Raw genomic sequence first — 22,156 nt, 5'->3', positions numbered from 1 at the left:
TTATTTTTTATTAAGCCAAAATTCTTCTATTGCTTCTAAGGATTTCCCTTTGGTTTCGGGTAAAATTTTAATAACTATCCACACCGATGGGATGGTACATAGGGCGAAAAGCCAAAATGTGCCAAAGGGTTTTAAATTTTCAAGCAACCACGGTACCAATTGGCCTATTGCTGTTGCGCCAATCCATAGTGCAAAGGTTGCGATAGACATGGCAAACCCCCTGATATTGGTTGGATAAATCTCTGATAATAATACCCAAACCACTGGACCAAATGAAAACGCAAAACATGCTACAAATGCCAATATAAAACCAATGAGTAAGTACGGACTGTTTACGTCTAAATAAAACAAAATACCTATAGCAATAAGTGAAATTAAAATTCCAGAAATACCAAAGAGCAATAGTTTTTTACGACCAAACTGGTCTATTTTCCATATAGCTATTAGTGTAAAAAGTACGTTTACTATTCCTATAATTACTTGTCCACCCAAGGCATCTCCCAGTTGCAACCCAGCTTCTTCTAAGAGTCTAGGCCCGTAATAGATAACAGCATTTATACCACAGAGTTGCGTGGATACTGCTAAAATTACCCCAACTATTAAGGCTGTTTTAAAACCTCCTTTAAATATAGAGCTTATTTTAACTGTGGTTTTATTGGCGTTGTTAAATAATTGCAATTCATTTTCTGTTTCAGTTTCGCCTACTATTTTTACTAGTATGTTTTCGGCTTTATCTACTTTACCCTTACTTAAGAACCAACGTGGACTTTTTGGTATAAAAAACAAAAGCACTAAAAATAAAAATGCTGGAATGGTTTCGCTACCCAACATGATGCGCCAGACTTCTGAAATAAACACTTTTCGTACCCCTTCAAAAGCATCTGCAAGTCCATTGGATTCACTAATATCCAAAAACCATGCATTGGTAAAATAGGCTACTAAAATTCCCAAAGTAATGGCGAATTGGTATAGGGATACCAAACTCCCCCTAATTTTCGCTGGTGCTATTTCTGAAATATATAATGGGGATAAGATAGATGCTAATCCTACACCAATACCACCTATTAATCGGTAGACGATAAGGCTTTGAAAGCCTTGGGATATCATACATCCAAATGCTGATATGCCAAATAAAATTGCTGAGGCTATTAGCATTTCTTTTCTACCGTATTTATCACTTAAAACGCCAGCTATTAGGGTGCCAGTAATGGTGCCTAATAAGGCACTACTTACATACCAGCCCTGTAATACGGCATCTAGCTGAAATTGGTCGGTTACCAAACTTATGGTACCAGAAATAACTGCGGTATCAAAACCAAATAGAAAGCCTCCCATGGATGCTATGAATGCTAATTTGTAAACAATAATTTTATTCATTTTTAAACTTCTATGTTAAATTTAATTAGACAAGTACATCTTTTTTTTTCAAATAACCGTGTTTTTTTAGACGAATAACCTTTACGCGTTTGCTAACAGCAGTGATAAATGGCTTTTTTTATTCCATATACCTTTAAAATACTGGTGCTATTGATTTAAGGTAGCAATAATTCCTTTTATATACCCAATGGTAAAGGCTCTACCGCGTTCTTCCCAAGATACATCGCCAGTCATTTTTGGCACGTGCCCCGGCATAATCATGCCTTTATACCCAACGTCTTTTAGTTTTTTAAGCATTGCTACGGGGTCATAATATCCGGGCATGTCTACAAAAACTTCATTTAATTTAGTATTGTTTACTAAAGAATTGGATATGGTTTGAAAGTGTACATACACCAACTTATCTTGTTTTGCGAAATATTCTGTAACCTCGTCTAGGTTTTCGCCCATTGCTGAAAAATTGCCTAGGCAATATTGTAATCCATGATTTTCACTTTCTACCAAAGACATCCCTTTTTTATAGGCTTCAAAGCTTCTAAAAAGCTGTGGTACGCCTGCCAAAGAAGGTACGGGAGGGTCATTAGGATGCAATGCCAAAGTTACACCAGCTTCTTCTGCTACGGGTAGTACGCCTTCCAAAAAATATTGGTAGTAATCCCACATTTCGTCTTCTGAAAATACGCGTCCGTGAGACAGCGGTGCTCTTTTAAAATCATCAAGGTCTATACTCATGGATTGTGCCCCACCACGAATAGGGTAGGTGGTAGAGGAACGCCAAACTCCTGTTGGTGTCCATCCATAACCCAATACTGGAATACCGGCAGCACCCATATTGGCAATGGATTCTTGTACATGCTTTAGCTGTTCTTCCCTGCCTGGTTGCCCCATCATTATTTTATCGTAAAATGAAAACGGCATGTTTTCCAGAGCTAAAAAGCGGATACCTGCATTTTCAACTGTTTTACGTAGCATGAGAAGGTCTTTATATTCCCATTGGTGGTCACCTGGAAGGGGTAGACTGTCAAAATTGGTATCGATAAGGTTGTTCCTGTACATATTCAGGATAATTTCATCTACCCCTAATTGCTTAATTAGGGTTAGTTTTTCTTCGGTTGGGTGCATAAAGGACCCGAAACCTGGGCGCATAGGCAAATCTTTCCACTGCCCCGTTTTTATAAGTCGTTCCATATTAATTTAACGCAACGCGTATTATTTTTTTATTGAATAAGTTTCGCCATAGAACTTTGTAGCTTCTAGTTGGCCATTTTTATAAATAGAAAATGTTTTTCTTTCTAGTTGAATGCTATAGTTGTCGTTGTTCCATTTTACATTTTCTAGTAAAGCTGTACCAATATCCTCGTGGTTATAGGGTTTTATAGATAAACTGTTTTCTTGAATGTTTACGCCAAAAGTTCCAAAAATAATGGCTTCCATTCCAGCTCCGGCCGCAATTTGTAAGGGCATTGATGAGCGGTCTGCCTCAGGAGCATCTATGCGTGGGTTTTGCGGGAGGTAAGGAAAATGGTCTATATAACGTATGTTACGTTTTAAAACATCCCATCCTTTTCCAGCAAATCCTTTTTGGTATAGGTTTCTCGAAATTCGTCCTGGCATTCCTGCATATTGGCCACCGCCACCCCAGTCGGAATCTATTAAATCCCAATGCACGCTATCGCGTCTAGCTATGGAATACACCCCATATTTCCCTAAAAACTCGCCTTCTTGAAGATGGCTAACTAATTTATAGGCTTGGTGTGGGGGTAAATAATCGGTACCTAATAAATCGAAAAGGTGGTAGGTCCAAATAGTGCCTTTGGAGCCGTCTGGATAATAATTATCAAACCATCCCAATTCTTCGTTCCACATGTACTCATCAACTAAAGATTTCAGTTTTTCGGCGTCTTTAAAGAATGTCTTTTCTAATTTACTTTCATTTCGCTTTTTCGCCCAATCTGCCATAGTGTAAAGTAGGTCTATGGTTAAGGTATTGGTAATGGGCACCGCATGGTTATAACCATCGGTTCGTATTTCAATAATCTTTTCGGTATTGTAGCCCACATCAATTAAACCTAGTTTGTTGGTGTAATTATCTTGTAATTCGTCTACCCATGCTTGCATCCACTGCCATACGGTTTTACCAGCGGCCACTTCATCAAAAATGGAATAATCGTTAGTATGTCGTAAATAGGCCTCTATCATAATTTGAAGTGCAAAAGGCTCCTGAATGTATAGAATTTCCCAGTGCGCTCCGTTCCAACCTACATAGGTTTTCTTGAGTTGTACTTGCTCAAAATCGGTTAATATGGCACCTTTTAAGCTTTCTGGTTCTAACATGGCTAGCACATCTGATGCATAGGAATTATCCCAGCTAATGGTATATGGCCAAGTACCTACTGCCCAAAATACATCGGTTATATAATTCGGGTTTTCGTAACGACTCATCATTACAGATAGTAAACAGCGATAATAATATTCTTGTAGTTGTTTGTTAGAACTGGTTAAAACAGGCATTTTTTCGTAAGCCCAAGCTAGCATATCGCGGGTCTTTTTATCTGCCTGTTCCATACGTTCTTTAATATCAGCTTGATATATTTCTGGAGCGCCATTTTGCGGTTCGTAAAACTTAACTGCAAAATAATAGGTAGCTGTTTCCCCAGGAGCAATACTAATTTCAAACCCTTTCTCGCTAGTTTCCTTTATGGAAGAAGAAACACGAGCATGAGCCATATCGCTACCTATGGTAAAGGTGTCAATCTGAGCAGACTTTGTATTTCCTTGTTTAAAGTGACATACCATACGTTCTGCTACCTGATTGGGTATGATGGTCATGTTTAAATCTTTGGAATTACGATTGGTTAATTTAAGTTTGATAAAAACTTCATCGTCTTCAAAAGACACATTGGTCCAACTTTTTGCTGCAAAACTTACCCATGTTTGGTTATACTCTTTATGAAACGTTGCTGTTCTAACATATTGGTTGGGTTGCCATTTTTCATCCTGAGTAACCATTATTGATGGCGAATTTGGACGGAAATTAGACCCTAAGGGGTCATGACTTTTGCCATCATCAATCCATGATTTCCATTTTACAGGTACGTCATCCTCTATAATTCTTCCTGTGCCTTTATCGAAAAAATTCAAATTGAAATTATAGCGGGTAGATTCTATTGGCAAAAACCATACATTGGTAAACTGGGTAACACTATACTGACGCGGCGATATAAAACCGCGATAGTTTGTTAGCAGAACTTGCTGGTCGTCAAAAGTCATATCTTCCCTATCCATGGCGTAGTATTCGGGGTGTGCTGGGGTGCGTTTTACTTGCCCAAAAACAGATTGCACAGTAATTGCTAATAGGGTTAAGACTAATAATTTAATTTTCATAATGTGTTTTTTTTTATTCTATTGGTAATAAATCGGTTCTAAGAACGGATTGTTTTTTGTCGTCTAACAAAGTAACTTCATTTAATCTAACTATACCATTTTGTTTGTTGTCATCATCAAATGTTGGTAAGTTGTTTTTTTCAAATAAAATCATGATACCATCGGCAGAAATCGGTTGGTTAAACGTTACGTGGAAGGTGTTTCTAATGTCTTTATCTGGAGCAGACTCAAAATTAATTTCGGTTAATTGCTCTCCATTTCTTGCATACAGGCGGAATTTGTCATGAATTGGGAAAATATTACCTCTGTCGGCTATCATTGTCATGCCTCCAACTGTTTTTTCTTCGCTTAAATTGATACCTAACCAAATATCTTTGGGCTGTTCTTTAGTGCCTCCACCATATTGTTTGGATACCCAACCGCTGTAATAACTTCCATCGGTTGCTTTTAGGGAATTGAAGTAATTGTTATAATCTGATTGACTAATATTTTGATTCAAGTCCACAAATCTTCTGTATCGGTGTACCATATCTTTGGTATTCGATTTGTACATTTCTAAATTAATGAGACTTCGTTCATCAATTTCAAAAGGTGCTGTATATTTTTTTAGTTCGCTAGTACTATTTCTATCTTCTGTATAATAATAGATATCTAGATTTGGGTCTGTACATGTAATGGTAACAATCTTTTTTGGTCTGAAGGTTTCAAAAGTTTTACTGGCTACATATTCGTGAGAGATTTTTACTGGTACCTGCTCCATGTAGGCGTAGGATGGGTCTGAATAGGGCCCTACATTTTCGTTATGGTCTACAGCTGCAACTTTATAGTAGTAGGCCTTATTTACTTTTGCCGTTTTGTCCGCATACATTTGTCGGTTCAGTGCTTCAGTACTGTAGGTTTTATGGAAGGTAATGGAATCTTTTGAGGGTATAAGCTCATTAATTAAATTGTCTTTTGTTGGTGTAAAATTTGGGTTTTCCCCTCTGTGAATTACATATTTGTCTACATCTTTTTCAAAATTGGTATAAAACCATAGATTGATAAAATTTTCTGGTGCTAATGGGGAAACATGTGCCGTGTATACCCCTTGTACTTTAGTAGGTTTGCCATCTATTTCATCACTTTTAGGCGTTTTGCACTTTACTACTTTTGATGCATTATTGCGGTTATTAAATTTATCTACTGCTTGAACGCGATAGTAATATGTTGTATTTGGAGCCACACGATTGTGTGCCCAACCTCCAAAGTTAAGTTGTGTTTGGTCTGTATATGAATTTGTTTCTGCGGTGCCAATAAAATTTAAGGCGTTAGGTTCACAGGAATTATCTAAACTTCTATAAACGTTATAATGGCTTAAATTCTCAGGGTTTTCTATTTGTTGCCAAGAGATTTGTACTTTTTCATTAGATATGGCTTGGGCATTTACTTCTAAATCTGAAGTAGAGAAATTCGCTTTACCTAGTACTCGTATTGTTTTAATACCATGACCATTAATTTGAAATTCTATTTCGTTGTTGGTAACTTTAATGGCTTCTTTATCATCTTCAATAAGGTTTAGGGCAAAGGCTTTTGTAATATCTTGATTTAAATTGAGCTTTACTTTTACGTTTGTGGTTTTACCTTCTAATTCGAAAAAACGCATAATAAACCCATTACCGTTGGCTTCGGCTTTTTTAAATGTGGTACATATAACATTGTCTTTATCTGTGCTTAAAAATGAACGACTATTTGGTAATTGTCCTTTTTTGTTTTTTTGAATGTATTGCGCTAAGAGTGGGTGGGAACTCTCCCAACCAAAAGTTGGTGCTTTTCCTTGTTGCCAGTTGCCTTTATGACTGTTTATAGAAAACGTATATTTCTTTAAGCCTGGTTGGTCTACTTGTACATTGGTTTGGAAGAAATTGTTCATTAAATAGAGAAACATATTGCTGTTCTCTGGTTTTACGATGTCCTCTTTAGCTCTGCGACCATCATTATTCCAAAATACGGGTCTTGGGTGCTTGTAATTAATCAAGTTGCCTTCAATTGTAGATAAAGTTACTCCAAAGTCTTCATTAGATGCATCTGCAAAATGTTGAATCGCATAAAAAGCAGATTCAGCTGCTTCAAATTGTAAATCTTTATTTCCTGGTTGGGTTACAGTGCCTGCTAATTCATGGTGGTGCTGATGATTGGGTACGTTTATGGGTACGGCACAAAAAGAGGCTTCTTTAATATAACGGTTCCAGCCAGAAATAAGTGCTTCTCCGTTAGAAAGTTTGTCTACTTCTAAAGCAAAATCTAGCCTTTTAGTATTGTGATGTATATATACTACTAAAGTTGTTCTGTCTGTTAGGTAAGCCTTTTGGTTTAGGTGCAGTTCGTCCATTACAGCACCTTTGTATAGCTTAATATCGGTAAACTTTGTTTTCTTCCACTCTTTGCTAAAATGGTCATAGTGAATGTACTCTCCCAAGGCGTAAGGCGAGCTTTTATCTATGATGCTTTTATTGAGTTGTTTGTCCACAACATCCGATATAATATTCTCTTCTTTATTTAAGGTTATTTGGTAAAAATTATTTTCTACAGATGTTTCATTGCTTAATAAAGATTTGGAGAGAGTTGGTTTCTTTACTTCTTTAATGTTAAAGGTTTTATACCCCATGGCAGGAATGTTTTTAGCATAAAACACCAATTTTCCATTGGTTAGCTCTTGTACTTTAACAGGCTTTTTGGTATTGGGGTCAATTATTTTAAAACTATTGAAAGGTATTTGGTCTTTATTGATATAAACCACATCGTTTCGTTCCCAGTTTAAGCTGTTGTATACTACTATTGCGTTAGATTTTGATTGTACTTCAGAGCCCAACTTTTCTAATGATGCTTGTAATGCATTTTCGTTATACGCAATGGCTTCATCTACCAAAGTTTCATGCATAACATTTTCGGTTTCGTAGTATTTAGGATTACCTCCATCAAAAGTACCGTTAGTATGCTCGTGATACATGACAATACGGTTATAGGCTTGGAATATATCTTTTTCTGGATAACCACCTTTTGTATTCATAGCAAAAGTTGCTAATTTTTCGGTAGTAGGAATGGCGTAATTTGCACGTCTTGCCTTAGCCATAAGGTCGGCGTCTATTATTTCCTGGTCGTTCCAGCTATCTGGTGCATCTTTAGCAGTTTCTTCTATTGTGATGCCATTTTTTAATTGCGATTCTACGTCTTCAAAATATGAACTAACTAAAGAGCATCTAAATTTTGGATACTCGTATATGGCATTCCACTCTTTGATTTTTTCGGCATTTTCCATGGTTGGGACAGAAAAATCGTGACTATCATAAGCCAAAATACAATCGAACTGCCAATCTAAATCTACGTGGCGGTTAATGAGATAGGATACGCCATCAAGGTCCCAAGTTGCTATTTTATTTGGAGAGTAATACGAATCTGTTTTACATAAAGGCGTGTTTTTTGTGTCGCCGTCTGTGCTCAACCATTTAAAAACAGGTTGGTCAAACATATCATTCAAGTTGTTAGGATTGTTGCTTCCATGCATAAAATAAGGAATATCAGCTTCTTTAAGATACAAAGGCCAAGAACGGGTAATACCTGTAACATCATTATTTAAAGCAAGTTTAGAAGGCGCAACATCTAACATGTCAACAATGTAGCGGTTAGGTGTGTAAAAGCTACGGGCTAAAACCTCATATCCTGGTATTTGGGAGGAAATGGTGTTGTGGTTGGCAGAAAAGCCTATTCTGCCCTCATTAACGCGTTGTTCAAATTCTTTGATTCTCTCAGGGGTTTGTTTTGATATCCAACGAATTATAGGTTCACTGGTTTCAATATTCCATCTAAATTGGTCGTTTTCGTCCCAAGAGTCGGTCTCCTTACAAAAGTCTAGTGCTGTATCAATACCGGCTTCTCGTACCGCTTTTCTGATATTTTGGTAATAGCTTATAAACCCAAGGTCTTGGTGCGAAACGGCCGCATAATAAACCTTCCATTTTTTTTGAGGTTGCCAAACAACAGTTTTCTGCGCTACTACTCTTTTTTTATTGTTGATTAGTTCTATTAATACTTTAGAAGGTTTGTTTACATCCATTAACATAAGGTCGTAAACTCCTTTGTCTTTGGCTAAAGCACCCAAATTTTGGTAGTATTCATTAAACCCTTCAACTTTAATTCTTGCTTCAACAGATGCTTTAGTTGCTGTGTTGTTTATTGATAGTTTTACTAATTGTTTTAATGCCTCTCCGTTTTTTGCCTTCGGGAAAAACGGTGTAGGCGTTATATCGGTAATTTCAATTTTTGAATTTTGTGCGCTTATTGAAATAAAACAACATAGAAATGAGAGTACTAAAAAATTTTTCATAGTTTTTAAACTGGGTGTATTGCTATTAATTACATTTGTTAAACACTTGTTTTATCAATTTACAATGCATTCGTACATGTTAATATGTGCGAAATCTACGGGCACAGGCTAAGTAAAGTACAATATAAAATTCTTAAAGAATTTTGATGAAATTTTAGGTAAGACTTTAGTTTAGCTTTGTTTGTTGGTAAAATTAAGTGTTGGTAAGTACAAATTTAGCTATTATGGCATTAGGATTATGATATGATACTTGCTAGATTTGAGTCAATATTAACATTAAGAAGAAACTCTATGTTAATGTTGTCTTATTAGATAGAAAAGAAATTTGGAACACTGATTATTAGGGATAGATTTATTTCAATACATTTTTTATTATGTAAGAAACTATGGTGGTTTACCTAGCGTTGGCTTTTAAAAATTGAGAAGGGGTAAGCCCTCTGTTTAATTCCTTGAATTTTTTATTGAAATGTTGAATTGTTGGAAATCCCGAATGGATGGCAATTGTGTTTATTGACTCATTTGTATTATCTAAAAGTAAACGTTTAGCATGATTTATGCGATACTCATTTAAGAAATCAAAAAATGTTTTTCCTGTCTTTTGTTTGAATAAACGGCAGAACGAAGGTTTAGTTAAACACGCCATATCTGCCATTTCCTGTAGTGTGATTTTATCTTTAAAATGAGTTTCAATGTGATTGAACACTTTGTTTACCAATCCGTGATCTTTTCTTGTTAATTGTGGTAAATACCCAGGGCTTGCTAATAATTTATAACCTTCTGCTTCTGTTAATTTAAATAATAAGTCAAATACCGATATCCATTTTCTAAGTCCTGTTCTATCGTTAATTTCCAGAAACAGAGGTTTAATTTCTTCACTTGTTGTTTGGGAAAATGATATGCCTCTTTGTGCTAGTGTAAAAAGCTGAATTAGGGGTTGTAATTCTTGCGCTTTTTTAAACATGTTATCTATCATATCTGGCGGGAACTGAAGTGTAATTCGTATGCTTCTATCTAAAGCTTTGTTGTCACTAGAAGTTTCCGTACTGTTATTTACCCACATATGCGGTAAATTAGAGCCTACCAAAACTAAATCTCCAGCTTTGTATCTAGATGTATGGTCTCCTATGTACCTTACACCCTCACTTTCTAGTATTAATGTTAATTCTAGTTCAGGGTGGAAATGCCAAGGCATATCAAAACTAGGTTTGTCTAAATATGTACATCGAAAAGGGGTTTCCTCATCGAAAAGGATTTTATAAAACGATGCTTTCATTTAATTTTAAATTCAGCTAAAGTTAAAAATTATCATTCTATTACAAGTATAAGCATTAGGTAAGTTTTGTTAATTCATTCACATTCTATAAAACTTAATTGGCAAAAATTTTCAAGTAGTGATTAATATATTAACGTGAGTTCGATTAAGATATCAATACATATATTATACTTGAATAATGAAAAAAATAGCACTTTGTCATATCGACAGAGCGAAGCATGAGCGACGAGATATCTCATTATGATGAGATTCCTCCTCGTTCCTCGCTCGGAATGACATGGTTACAATGTTTGATGCACGTAAATAATTGATTATAAGTGTATAATTCATCGAGCTCATATTTTAAAAAAGTATTAAAATACAAAGCCGACTATCTTAAAACTATAGATAATCGGCTTTGTTCTTGGAAAACAACTGTACTATTAATCAACTTTTAAACCATAGGTTTCTATCGCATACTTGCCAATTTTCAATTGAGGTGCAACTGGCACAGGATTTTCTTCGATAATGTTTGTATGATAATAGGATTTAATATCAAAATACGAAGACACATTTACGGTTTCCGTACCACCTTCTACATTATACATTCTTGCTATTAAATCTTCGGAATCCTCTGCTTTTTTAATGGTAGTAATAATAATATTTTCGGCATTAATAGAAAAGAAACTCAAGTTTTCCGATAAATAAGGTTTTGACGTAGTGATGGGGTTCACAACAACTTGAATAGGCTCATTTTTTTGTTTTGCTATTTTTTGCCCTAATACACTACCTGCTTTAGTTGAGGTTAGTACATTATGAAAATCGTGGTTTCCACCCTGAGAATATTCATTCCCTTCCCAATGGCACGATGTTCTACTTGCTAATAATGCGTGTTGTAAAATATTGCTGTTGGTTTTACCGGTTGGGTCTATCCAGTCTGCGGCGGCCACAGAAGAACTTAGTGTTATAGCCACATCTTCATCTGTTGCAGAAATCCAATCGATAATAGCTCTTGGGTGTACGTCTTTACAAAGTGGTGTATAGCGTTCGCCAGCGGTTTCAATTTCATCTTTACCAACTCTTACAGTACCAAAAGGCACTTCATGGGCTATTTCAGGGTTTTCCATGTTTACTGGGAATGCTGTTCTAAATTCTCTGTAAAGTTCTCCTGACCAATTACGTAAAGTTGTATCAAAATAAATACGTTTTAGGTTATGGTAAAGCGTTACATCTTGTCTTACAATAGCATGCTTAATTGGCTGTTCTAACCTATATTTAGTGTAAATAGGGCCATTTTCAATAATTTCCCATTCAGGGTTATGCGTGCTCACTTGGTCATAGTTTACCATGGTGGGTTGTTGTACATCTCCAAACTCTCCAGCGCCATTACCAACAGACTGCATGGTAAATACATCTCCAGTTTTAAATACGCTATTATCAAAAAGGTCTTTATTTAATTCCTTATCAAAAACCGAAGTCATCCCACCCTTTTCAAAATTAATGCGGTAATATGGGTTTTCGTAATTACTTTTTGAAGCATTGGTATTGTTGGCAAAGGTTGTTTTTTTATTTTGAACATAATACGTGGCGTACCCTATCGATGGAATATTTTCTGCAATAAAAGTAACATCAGCACTTTTTAGACTTCCATCATCATGATATTTGGCATTTATAATTTGTGATGGGATTATTTTTTTGTCTTTATTAACTATTGTAATACCATTTTTATAGCCTTTAGGGAACTGTAAGGTAGTGGTTACTGGGTCTGTTCTTTCCCAAGATAAACTGTTAAAAAGGACGATAGGCATTCCTAATTTTTTATTTTTCTTGATTTTGGATGCAATGATATCTAAACCTTCATTTAAAAGATTTTGCCCCATGGTTCTCGATTTTACCAGATTTTCTTTAAACAAATTATCGGTAACATCGCCATCATGTCCGCCCCAGCCGTGGTCTGGATAAATCTTGGCTTGCCACGCTTCATCAAAAGCCTCAAACGGATAAGGTGCTTTAACAGGGTCGAGTTTATTGGCAATAGATAAAAACTTTTCTGCAGATGGCAATAGTTTAGAGGCTTCCCTGCTAGCAGTTAACGCATCATGATGCCCAGGCCCGTGAATATACACCCATACATTGGGGCGCTCTCCCATAATAGTATCTACTTTGGTGGCATGTTTTTCGGCAAGTGGTAAATATTCATCAACTGTCATGAGTTCCATTTTTGGTAAATTCACTTCAATCTCTTTTCTGTCGATATCCTTTACTTTTTCAAAGGAATTCCAAGTATCAATATAATCTGAATAATCAATGGCTGGTAACATGTCTTGGCTCGACAAAAGCGGAGTGTGTATTTTGCCATCTTCAAAACTGTTTTCCCACCACAATACTTGCTCCGCGCCATATTTCATTTTGCTGTTCATATCTCTTGTGAGATACAATAAATCGTTTCCGTAGTGGCCAGGGGAGTAGGTAAACACAGAACTGCCATCTGGGCTCGCCCAATGGAACATGCCTTTGGCGTGTCTGCTAATTACCATATAATCTACACCTGCCTTTTTAAGTATTTGTGGCAACTGCATGGTTTTACCGGGTACATCCACATTCCAGTATACTTTAGAGTCGTATCCACCAAAGGTCTTTTTTACCCATTTTTTACCTAAATACAATTGCCTTACCTGGTCTTCGGCATCGTACATATCTTCGTAAGGGCAGTTGTAGGTGGCGCCAACGGATACTAATTTTCTATTGAGCAATTCTGTAATTTGTGCCTCAGACCCTGGGTGGCGGTCTATGTATTCACGCAACATTAAACCATCTTCAATATCAAAACCATAATCGTCGCGTATAAAAGCATCCTTTAAAACGGGTGCTAATAGCAACGTATCTCTTAAAATAATACAAACCGAAGGTCTATCTACCCAAGCAATATCTTGGTGGCTGGAATTCATAATAGAAACTAAACCTTTTTCGTATTTTTTATCGAAGAAATTATCGTAGGCATCAAAGAATTCAGGTTTGTAAAGTTTGGCTAAAGAGGCGGTCCAATAGGGATTGTAGTTGGTCATATGATGGTATAAAAATGAACCAACAATGTCGGTTTTCATACCAGAGCCGTCGCCTTTTTCAAAAGTTACAGCTATGGTTTCATTGTTGTAAATAAGCTCAAAACTATGTTTAGGGGCGTTAATTTCGAAAGACGCTTTTGCCAGTTCGCCTTGACCTTTAAACGTTTTTAGTTTACTCTTTTTTCCGTCGGAAATTAATTGAATGGATTTGCCCGCAAAATGGGCAGGTGCATCTACATAAAGCACATTATCTTTCTGTTTGATACTGAATGCCATTTCTTCTGTAACTGATTTATTGATGCGCTCAACCACGTCCGTACCCTTAAAAATCATAAACCAACAATTGGAATTTTTTTTGCGACCTATCACTTTTATTTTGGCACTTTCTCCTTTCTTAATTTTTGAGGTAGGCACCGACAATCTAAAAGCTCCAATACCATCGCCATTTGCATCCCGTCTTATCAAAATATATTCAGCATTACCATTGCCTGGATTTTCGGTTACCGATAACGAGCCGTCTTTATTGGAATTAAAGGTTAAAAGATGTTGGTCATTAACAAAAACGTCAAACGATTCCCTTAAATTAAAATCAATATCGCTTAAGAAAAAGAAGTTGACGATATCTTTTTGATAGTTTTCTGGAACTTTACCGGTTAAAAACTCAAAGCCCATTTTGCCAGTTGTAGCTCTTGCAATCATAGAAATATTCATATCTTCCCGAAGTGATGGGTATAGGAAAAATTCTGAACCTGAAAGCATTTTACTATAACCTTCAATATCATTTTTACAAATGTTGTATAAACGGTAATTGGTGTTTAGTTCTTGAATATGACTAACGCTAGTAGAACCACCGTGAAAAGAAGGGGAAGTCTTTATTTCGGTTTTGTTTTTAAAAGCATAAGCCGTAGGCTGAAAAACTGAAAATACACACACACATAAAATGGTAATAAGGACTTTTAGTTTCATAATTGTGAATTATCTTTGGATTAACTAAATCGGTTTAGTTGGTTCAAATATATCAAAATAAATTGATATTATTAAAAGGTAAAAGGCTGATATTTATTGTAAAACAAAGGGGAATATTTCATTTTTTTAATGTTAAGCCTTTCAGTAAGGTTCTTTATCTTTTGGGAGGTGTTGTTTGTCGAAATACTTGATTTTAGAAAAAAACGGAATTATAAATTTAACCAAAAGAATGTCTCGTTACTATGTATCGATATTTTTTGAGTAACTATTGTTCTCATGAAAGTGGAAATCTAAATATAAACTTCAGTTTTGTCACTTTGAAATTAAAATGCAATGGTATAATATACCTGTATCTTAGCTTAGGAGATGATTCATTTCAAGAATTTTTTTATCAATCGTTAATGTACTTATTATGATATTTAGATTAAAAAAAGGAAGTAAGGCTATCGTTCTTTTAGCAGTTATAAGCGTATTAAGCTGTAATTTAAAAGAGAAAGAAGCTCCAAAAAACCATAGTACAACCAATTTAGATGATGTAGATACAAGAATAGGCACAAAACCTTGGTCTGGTACATCTACATTAAGTCAGGCCGAATTACCTCAAGGACATGTCTACCCCGGTGTTGGAGCGCCTTTTGCTATGACCCAGATTACTCCACAAACAGCAAAAAAAGATATACCGTATTGGTGGGAAGATAAAACGATACAAGGCTTTCGCAGTACGCACTATCCCAATGGTGCATCTATGTCTGAATATGGTCCGTTAACCATCATGCCTATGGTGGGAGATTTAAAGGTTAATCCAGAGGAACGAGCCTCAAGTTTTAATCATAATTCTGAAGTTGCCAAGCCACATTATTATTCGGTAACGTTAGATGATTATGCTGTTAAAGCAGAACTTACCGCAGTATCTAAAGCTAAGTTTTTGCAGTTTACTTTTCCAAAATCGGAAGCATCACATATCGTTATGGATAACCCTTTAGCAAACGGGTATTTTCATGTAAATACTGAGAAAAATGAGATAGAAGGATATACCGATGATACAGGAAGAGCAGGCAATAGGGGGTATGTAGGGCGAGAATTTGCATGCTATTTTGTGGCTAAGTTTAGTAAACCTTTTGATGATTTTGCTATAGTGCCAAAACCAAATATGAGTAGCACTATGCAACTGTTCCCAGATGGTTTTAAAGGCGAGTTTTTCAATACCATGGATTTAACTGGCAAGCCTGTGCTAAAGCGAACAGATAGGACGATTGATTTTAACTGGAGTGGCCAACCAGCAAAAGCGGTAAACCCGGATAAATTTTCCATACGATATACCGCTACACTTGTACCAAAAACTTCTGGAATGCATACCTTTTACCTAACCAGTGATGATGGTGTGCGTTTGTACCTAAATAATAAACTTGTGATTGACTCTTGGCACAATAGAGGCGCAACCACAGATACCTACAGTATAGCACTAAACACAAATGAAGCCTACACAATTAAACTTGAGTATTATGAAAACACTGGGGGCGCAACCTTAAAACTTGGGTGTGCGCAACCCAGAGCATATACAATGGATAAAAAAAGGGAAATAGCTCTAAATGGTGCGGAGTCTTCTGCTGTTCATGTGTCGTTTAAAACCCATCAAGATGAAAAAGTTCAGGTTAAAATAGGGACTTCTTTTATTAGTTTGCAACAAGCAAGAAAAAATTTAGACAATGAGATAAACCATTGGGATTTTGAAAAAACAGTACAAGAAACAAAATCATCATGGCATCAACTATTGAATAAAATTCATATTGAAGTCCCCGAAGACCAAAAGAAGATATTCTATACGGCACTACAGCGTAGTTTACTGTTACCAAGAGATATGACCGAAGACGGTTACCATTACAGTGCTTTTAATGGCAAGGTAATGCCGGGAGTGATGTATACCGATTTTTCGCTGTGGGATACATTTCGCTCAGAACACCCACTGCTTATTCTGCTAGAGCCAGAGCGGGTTTCAACCATGATTACAGCTTTGTTGAATGCCTATGATGAAGGGGGATGGATGCCTAAATGGCCGTGTCCGGGATACTCAAATATCATGCACGGTACACATGCCGATGCAGTAATTGCTGATGCTTACATAAAAGGTCTGCGAGATTATGATGAAGAAAAGGCTTTTGAAGCTATGATGAAAAATGCAACTACACCCGGTACAGGGCATTATGTGGCACGTGTGGGTATTACGGAATACCAAAAGTTGGGTTATGTACCAACTGATGTATATGGAGAATCTGCTATTAGAACCCTGGAATTTGCTTATGATGATTATTGCATTGCACAAATGGCTAAGGCTATGGGTAAAGAGGCTATCTATAATGAGTTTATGGCTCGCTCATTGTATTACAAAAACTTTTTAGACCCAGAAACAAAATTGGTTAGGAGACGAAATGCCGATGGTAGTTGGCGAAGTCCTACAGACCCATCTATTAGCGGATGGGCTTATGGCTCAGATATGGATAGAGAAAATTACTTTAGAAATATTACCCTATTTGCGCCACACGATGTTAAAGGACTCGCAGATTTTATGGGAGGGGATGATGCGCTTGAGGCATACCTAGACCACTTTTTTAGCAACAATTTTTATTATGTAGGCGATGAGTACTCCATGCACTCCCCATACCTGTACAATTACATAGGAGCACCTTGGAAAACCCAAAAATTGATTAGAACCTTACTCAATGAGAATTTTTCTTCAGGTCCAGGAGGATTGCCCGGTAACGAAGATTGTGGGCAAATGTCGTCATGGTATATTTTTGGGAGCATGGGCTTTTATCCCACTTGCCCCGGTAATCCTACATACCAAATTGGTAGTCCTATGTTTAATAAAGTCCGTTTAAATTTAGATAATGGAAAACAATTTACGGTAATAGCCCATAATAACTCAAAAGACAATGTGTATATCCAATCGGCAACTCTTAACGGAAAGCCTTATAAAAAGTCATGGATTCATCACGATGATATTATGAGTGGAAGTACTTTGGAATTTAAAATGGGACCTGAGCCTAATACCCAATGGGGAAAAGATTAAGGTAATTTTTCAACCATAATCAACTATGCATAATATGTCCATGTTTAAAACGAATCTATCCACTATAAGCAGAAATGTATGCTATAGTTTTACCTACTAAAGTATCTTGAAAAATTATGAGATGCTTCGTAATACTAACAGCGATAGGGTAGATTGATAGTTCCTTCAGCTAAATCAGAAAAAAATGAATAAAAAAGGATGGCTCAACACAGTAACAAAGAATATGGTACTACTATTTTTTGTCTTTATGTTTTCATGTGGTAACCAAGAGACCGTAGAAGATTATACAGCGTATGTAAATCCATTTGTAGGTACGCAAAATGATGGACATACATTTCCGGGAGCAACAACACCTTTGGGAATGGTACAACCAAGTCCGGAGTCTTATGATACCTACTACAAAGGCTATGAAGCGGACCATATAGCAGGATATCAGTATAACGACCCTTGGCTTATTGGTTTTACGCAAACACATTTAAATGGAGTAGGGTGTCCGTCATTGTCCGATATTTTGTTACAACCCTTAAATACAGATACCATTAACAGTAATTCACGATTCAATTATAAATCCACATATAAAAAAGAAAGTGAAGAAGCCACACCAGGGTATTACAAGGTGTATTTAGACGATTTTAAGGTACAAGTAGAACTTACAGCTTCCGAGCATGTGGCATACCACAGATATACCTACAACACTGCTAAAGATGCTAAACTACTTATAGATTTACAATATGGTGTAACTTGGAATGTAAAGGATATACCAGGTAATGTTTTAGACGCGCATCAGCAGTTTGAAGACGATTATACCTTAATTGGTTATAGAAAAGCACGTCAATGGGCGAAACGGGATTTATATTATGTTATAAAGTTTAGTAACAAGATTACCAATAAAAACGAACTGTTACCACCCGATAATAAACAAGAAAAGGCGCCAAGATATATTTTGGATTTTGATATGGGAGATAGCGCTGTACTTGAAGTAAAAATTGGCGTATCAACCGTTGGAGTAGAAGAAGCTAAAAAGAATCTGGAAGCACAAATTCCTTCGTGGAACAGTTTTGATGCAGTGAGAACCAGCACAAATAAAAAGTGGAACGACATTTTTAGTAAAATTACTTTAGAAGGCGAGGCCGATAAAAAGATAGCATTTTATACCAGTTTGTATCATTTATACATTCAGCCCAATAATATTGCAGATGTAGATGGAAAATTTAGAAGTTCAGGTTCTGGAGTTCAAAAAGCTACCAGTGGTAAATATTATTCAACCCTCTCTTTGTGGGATACTTATCGTGCGGCCAAACCCATGTATACCATTTTAAGTCCAGAATTGGTAAGTGATATCAATACCTCCATGATGGATAGTTATACGTATATGAAGGTGGATACTTTAAATCCAAAAGAAGCTAATAGATACCTACCACGATGGCAATTATGGGGGCAAGAAACCCATACCATGATAGGTAATCATGCCGTACCCGTTATTGTAGACGCCTATTTAAAAGGCATAAAACCAAAAGGATATTCGGATGACAAAGTTTTCGATGCCGTATGGAATTCCTTAACAAAAGAACACTATAGAAACCATGTAAAGCTCATAGATTCCTTTGGTTATATTCCCTATGATGTAAAATTATCAAAAATAGACGATGGCAGGGAAACCGTATCCCGTTTGTTAGAAAACACCTATGATGATTATGCTGGTGCTTTACTAGCTGAAAGGTTAGGCAAAACCAAAGAAGCCAAATTTTTAAGAAACAGAGCATCATTTTACAAAAATGTGTATGATACGGAAAGTGGTTTTATGCGAGGAAAAAATGCAAAAGGCGAATTTAAAAAAGATGTAGATGCAACTGAGGTTGTTGGCGAATGGTTAAAAGGCTCAGATTTTACTGAAGGTAATGCTTATCATTATCAGTTTCATGTGTTACATGATGTTCCTGGTTTGGTAGATATTATGGGAGGTAAAACCGAATTTGGTAATAAGCTAGATGCCATGTTCTATTCAAAAGAAATCCCAGAGGTACGTACTTTGGTTTGGGAACTTCGTGGCACTTACGGGCAGTATTGGCATGGTAACGAACCTTGCCATCATGTACCCTATCTTTACAAGTATAGTGACAGACCCCATAAAGCTGATAAAATAATAAAGACATTAATTGATGAATACTATTATAGCAAACCAGATGGTTTAATGGGAAATGACGATTGCGGACAAATGTCTGCATGGTATATGTTTGGAGTACTCGGGTTTTACCCAGTAAACCCTACAGGAGGCGAGTATATTTTAGGAGCACCACAAGTAGAAGAAGCAACCATAAACTTACCTAACGGAAAAGCCTTTAAAGTAAAAGCAGAAAACTTAAGTGATGATAATTACATTGTTAAATCTGTAAATTTAAATGGAACCGTATTAGATAGAAAGTATATTACCCATGACGAAATTCTTAAAGGCGGGGAATTGGTTTTTGAGATGGGAAGTATTTAACTTAACAGTAGAGCCCAAAAAGAACCTCAAACAAATAATTAATCTAAAACAAACGTTGTTTGTCAGATTTACGAATTTGCACTCTATATATCAACTAGTTCTTAGTACTTTTAAAAAATACAAAACCCGAAACGAAAGTTTCGGGTTTCTTTTGCGGATAAAGAGGAACTATCCAGTTCCTCTTTATCCCTTTATATTAAAGTAATTAAACAACCTTTGTAGTATTAGGTAACCGAATAAGAAACCGAATTAATTGATACTATTTAGTAGTATTTGAGTTTAAGAAAGAATTTAAAATTGAATTCCAAGAGGTTTAATTAAACTGTGTTTCTCTAGGAAATCCAAACAACAAAAATAGAATCCCTTGCATTTTTTCGCCTACGGTTTTTCTTAATATGGAAAAAGCTTTAGTCATATGAGCTTCAACAGATTTTATAGAAACATTTAGATATTCAGAAATTTCAATATTAGTGAGGCCTTCTTGCTTACTTAATAAAAATGTTTGTTTGCATTTAGGGGGTAGGTTTTCAATTTCTCGTTTCACCAAATTCATTAGTCTGTCTAACGATTTTTCATCTTCTTCTTCCAAAATAGAACTTAATGCATCAATGTTTTTTTTATCTAAAGGAATAGCATGTACCCTATTTCTTTCCTGGTTTAGAAATTCATTATACACAGATCTATATAAATAACTTTTAACCGCGAAGTCATCTTTAAGTTTTAAGCGTATTCTCCAAATATTAATAAACACGTTTTGAACAATATCTTTGGCATAATCACGGTCATTTGTAAGCTGATAAGCATAAACACATAATTTATTATGATAAGTATCAACTAACAATGAATAGGCTTTGGAATCTCCTTTTTTAAGACCATTTATAAGACTTATGTAGTTCATTTAGCAATAATATAAATTAAGAATTAGATAAAAACAGGAGTGGATTAATGCAAAAATAATAAAAAATGTTGCTAAAAAGTTAGGGTTGTGTAAAAATGATGTGTTATAGTAGTATATGCGTTAAAATGATTTCTCAAGATATACATAGACTAATAATAAAATATCTTACTAGGCAAGCTACTCTTTTAGAACGGAATAAGCTAGAATTATGGCTGGAAGACCTTGATAATTATAAGATGTTTAAGGAATTCGTTAAGATTAACTACCTAATTGATTTAAATATGGAAATGTTTGATTCCGATGACTCAAAAAAAGAATTGCTTGAATTAATTGATAAGGAGAAAAAGCAATATAGATTTCGTAAGTATATCAGGGTAATGAAATATGCCGCAATCTTTGTTGGTATAATTGCTACAACATATTTTTTTAAAGATAACATATTCACCAAGTCAGTTGAAACTACTCCAATAATAGTGGACACTAATGTTATTGAACCAGGAACAGATAAAGCAAAACTAACTTTAGGCGATGGTTCTCAAATTGCATTAGAAAAAGGAGAATCTCTTAAGACTCAAAACGCTAGCAGTAATGGTGAAGAGATTATTTATAAAGCTAACCAAGGTAATGCTAAGGAGTTAGCTTATAATCATTTAACTATTCCAAGAGGCGGGCAATTCTATATAGTACTGTCAGATGGTACTAGGGTTTGGCTTAATTCGGAAACACAACTAAAATACCCTGTAAGTTTTATTGATGGTAAAGCTCGCCAAGTTGAACTAGTATATGGTGAGGCATATTTTGAGGTATCACCTAGTACAGAACACAAGGGCGCTAAGTTTAAAGTGTTAAATCAATCTCAAGAAATCGAAGTTTTAGGTACAGAGTTTAATATTAAGGCTTACAGAGATGAAACTAGTATCTATACAACATTAGTTGAGGGTAGAGTTTCAGTTAATTATGAAAACAGAAAACAAAATTTAATGCCTAATCAACAGTCAAGCCTTGATATTAATACTAAAAATTTCTTAGTAAGGGAAGTAGATGTATATAATGAAATTTCATGGAAAGAAGGGGTTTTTAGTTTTGAAAGAAAACCACTCAAGGAAATTATGAAGGTTTTGTCCAGATGGTATGATGTTGATATAATCTTTGACAACAAATCATTAGAGGAAGTTAAGTTTTTTGGCGTTTTAGGGAAAGACCAAAAAATAGAAGAAATATTGGAGACTATTAAGAATTTTAAAATAATTGAAGCCTATGAAATAAAAGGAAAAACTATAATCTTAAAATAAAAAGAGATCG

10 protein-coding genes are annotated in these 22,156 nt (G+C 35.6%); 3 read left to right on the top strand and 7 right to left on the bottom strand.

The genetic code is table 11. The features are described from left to right. The 6 genes from JS605_RS06565 to JS605_RS06540 all read right to left on the bottom strand — a co-directional run bounded on the left by JS605_RS06565 (position 1) and on the right by JS605_RS06540 (position 14,404). Entirely contained in the window at positions 1 to 1,377 is a 1,377-nt protein-coding gene (locus JS605_RS06565) for a sugar porter family MFS transporter (RefSeq protein WP_203256902.1), read from the bottom strand. 147 nt (positions 1,378 to 1,524) lie between these two features. Further along, positions 1,525 to 2,565 (bottom strand): mannonate dehydratase, encoded by a 1,041-nt coding sequence (locus tag JS605_RS06560; protein ID WP_130935471.1) that lies wholly within the window; start codon positions 2,563 to 2,565, stop codon positions 1,525 to 1,527. Between the two features lie 21 nt (positions 2,566 to 2,586). Next, positions 2,587 to 4,761, bottom strand: a complete 2,175-nt coding sequence (locus JS605_RS06555; RefSeq protein ID WP_203256901.1) for a glucosidase family protein — start codon at positions 4,759 to 4,761, stop codon at positions 2,587 to 2,589. A 13-nt stretch (positions 4,762 to 4,774) separates the two neighbouring features. Further along, on the bottom strand, positions 4,775 to 9,121 hold the full coding sequence (locus JS605_RS06550; protein ID WP_203256900.1) for a glycoside hydrolase family 38 N-terminal domain-containing protein: 4,347 nt from the start codon (positions 9,119 to 9,121) through the stop codon (positions 4,775 to 4,777). Positions 9,122 to 9,515: 394 nt separating this feature from the next. Next, positions 9,516 to 10,394, bottom strand: a complete 879-nt coding sequence (locus JS605_RS06545) for an AraC family transcriptional regulator (protein ID WP_203256899.1) — start codon at positions 10,392 to 10,394, stop codon at positions 9,516 to 9,518. A 422-nt stretch (positions 10,395 to 10,816) separates the two neighbouring features. Then, the gene (locus JS605_RS06540) at positions 10,817 to 14,404 is read right to left on the bottom strand and encodes a glycoside hydrolase family 38 N-terminal domain-containing protein (protein WP_203256898.1); all 3,588 of its coding nucleotides are present in this window, start codon (positions 14,402 to 14,404) and stop codon (positions 10,817 to 10,819) included. Between the two features lie 412 nt (positions 14,405 to 14,816). On the opposite strand from JS605_RS06540, the gene JS605_RS06535 reads away from it, so the two are divergent. Together JS605_RS06535 and JS605_RS06530 are read left to right on the top strand one after the other, a co-directional pair. Beyond that, positions 14,817 to 17,471: a GH92 family glycosyl hydrolase gene (locus tag JS605_RS06535; RefSeq protein WP_203256897.1), complete on the top strand. Its 2,655-nt coding sequence runs from the start codon at positions 14,817 to 14,819 to the stop codon at positions 17,469 to 17,471. 184 nt (positions 17,472 to 17,655) lie between these two features. Continuing rightward, positions 17,656 to 19,956 carry a GH92 family glycosyl hydrolase gene (locus tag JS605_RS06530; protein ID WP_203256896.1) on the top strand — a complete coding sequence of 767 codons (2,301 nt, stop codon included), beginning with the start codon at positions 17,656 to 17,658 and terminating at the stop codon, positions 19,954 to 19,956. A 313-nt stretch (positions 19,957 to 20,269) separates the two neighbouring features. On the opposite strand, the gene JS605_RS06525 is transcribed toward JS605_RS06530, so the two are convergent. After that, complete coding sequence (locus tag JS605_RS06525) at positions 20,270 to 20,854, bottom strand: RNA polymerase sigma factor (RefSeq protein WP_203256895.1); 585 nt, start codon at positions 20,852 to 20,854, stop codon at positions 20,270 to 20,272. A 125-nt stretch (positions 20,855 to 20,979) separates the two neighbouring features. Here JS605_RS06525 and JS605_RS06520 point away from each other — a divergent pair, with 125 nt between their 5' ends. After that, positions 20,980 to 22,146, top strand: coding sequence for a FecR family protein (locus JS605_RS06520; RefSeq protein ID WP_203256894.1), 1,167 nt, complete (start codon positions 20,980 to 20,982; stop codon positions 22,144 to 22,146). Positions 22,147 to 22,156: the final 10 nt, after the last annotated feature.

This window comes from Hyunsoonleella ulvae (assembly GCF_016827605.1).
GTDB classification, from domain to species: domain Bacteria; phylum Bacteroidota; class Bacteroidia; order Flavobacteriales; family Flavobacteriaceae; genus Jejuia; species Jejuia ulvae.
Note: the sequence above shows the minus strand (reverse complement) of the source record. Positions and strands in the feature narration are given on the sequence as shown.